Annotated in this window: 1 protein-coding gene; it reads right to left on the bottom strand. The window is 28.5% G+C overall.

Annotated features, from left to right (window positions below):
- Nucleotides 1-17 precede the first annotated feature (17 nt).
- Nucleotides 18-902: an IS982 family transposase gene (locus ABEG11_RS19010; RefSeq protein WP_435302852.1), complete on the bottom strand. Its 885-nt coding sequence runs from the start codon at nucleotides 900-902 to the stop codon at nucleotides 18-20.
- Between the last annotated feature and the right edge of the window lie 104 nt (nucleotides 903-1,006).

Genomic DNA, 1,006 nt, shown 5'->3' with positions numbered 1-1,006 from the left:
TAACCCGTTGGGTGTAATTAAATTGTTTGATTTTTAATATTGTTTATCGGTCTATCAAAAATGAATTTATTGATATACTGAACCAATGTTAATGCTGTTATTTTTGCTAAAATTCTTGTTTTAAAACCTTCAAAAGTTTTAGCGTAATTGTTTCTAATTCTGAACTGATCGCATAGTTGAGAAAATAATGTTTCAATTCTTTTTCTTGATTTTCTAAAGATATAAGGTTGTGGTTTATAGTCTTTTTGATTTTTCCTTTTTGGGGTTTCTAATTTAATATTTACCGTTTGAAACAAATCCAATTGAATGCTTTGAGACAAGTAACCTCTATCGCCAAGCAAAACACAATCAGACATTTGATGTTTTATGCTCTTTAAAAAATGAACATCATGAACTTCTGCTTTTGTAATATCCAATGAATGGAAAATTCCATTTATAGAACAAACCCCATGCAATTTATATCCGTAAAACCAGTTGTTTTGAGAAGCACAAAACCCTTTTGAAGGAGCAGTTTCAAACTCGTTTTTGCAAATTTTAATTCTCCTATGACGAGCAAATTTACAAATCTCCAACGGCATACTATCCACAATAAAATAATCTTCAAATTCTAAAAACCGAGACGCTAATTTTGTTCTTACTTCTTCTAAAAAGAAAAACAATTTTCGTCTTCTTTTATTAAACTGACTTCGTTCAATTAAATTGGAAATTTGTTCTCTATTTATCTCTTTAAACAAAGAGTTTTCACTATCAATAGACATAAATTCAGCTGTTAGACTTAGCGCAACTACTTCTAAATCAGACATTTTTTGTTTTCTTCCAACATCTGATTTATATTCCAATTCACAATTCAAAGAACTTATAACTTCTAAAACTCTAAAATAATTTTTCACTATATTTGACATAGATATTGGTTTGTTTGACGACATCAAGATACTGAATTTCAGTATCTTGACCAATATCTAGTCAGTATATTTTACTACAAATAATTACACCCAACGGGTTATTT

Source organism: Flavobacterium aestuarii (genome assembly GCF_040049115.1).
Taxonomy (GTDB): domain Bacteria; phylum Bacteroidota; class Bacteroidia; order Flavobacteriales; family Flavobacteriaceae; genus Flavobacterium; species Flavobacterium aestuarii.
Note: the sequence above shows the minus strand (reverse complement) of the source record. Positions and strands in the feature narration are given on the sequence as shown.

Coding starts and splice junctions, on each gene's coding strand:
- ABEG11_RS19010 (WP_435302852.1), bottom strand. CDS start 902: ATGTCAAATATAGTGAAAAATTATTTTAGAGTTTTAGAAGTTATAAGT.